Raw genomic sequence first — 672 nt, forward strand, 5'->3', positions numbered from 1 at the left:
CTCGATCTCGCTGCCCGTGGACATCTCCAACTACGTGATGCTCGAACTGGGCCAGCCGCTGCACTTCTACGACGCGGACAAGCTCGCCGGGCCGATCGTGGTGCGCCGCGCCACCGCCGGGGAGAAGCTGACCACCCTGGATGAGAAGGAACGCACCCTCAACCCCGAGGACCTGCTGATCACCGACGACTCCGGGCCGATCGGCATCGCCGGGGTCATGGGCGGGGCCTCCACCGAGGTCGGCGCGGCCACCACCCGGGTGGTCATCGAGGCCGCGAACTTCGAACCGGTCTCCATCGCCCGCTCCCGCCGCCGGCACAAGCTGCCCTCCGAGGCCTCCAAGCGCTTCGAGCGCGGGGTGGATGTGAACGTGGCCGACGTGGCCGCCCAGCGTGCCGTGGACCTGCTGGTCGAGCTGGCCGGGGGCACCGAAACCGCGAACATCACCGACTACGCAACCCCGCCGAACCGGTGAGCATCCTGCTGCCGGCCGGGTACGCCAGCTCCCTGGTGGGCATCGACTACACCGAGGAGCAGATCATCTCCGCGCTGGAGGGGATCGGCGGCACCGTGACCGCCACCGGCGAGGGCTTTGAGGTCATCGCCCCGACCTGGCGCCCGGACCTGGCGATCAAGCAGGACCTGGTGGAGGAGGTGGCCCGCGTCATCGGC

At 70.1% G+C, this 672-nt stretch carries 1 pseudogene; it reads left to right on the forward strand.

Annotation, left to right across the window (positions count from 1 at the left end):
• Positions 1–672 (forward strand): annotated as a pseudogene (locus tag JCM19049_RS16700) (phenylalanine--tRNA ligase beta subunit-related protein); the annotation flags it as partial.

The sequence above is a fragment of the Arthrobacter sp. JCM 19049 genome (assembly GCF_001310435.1).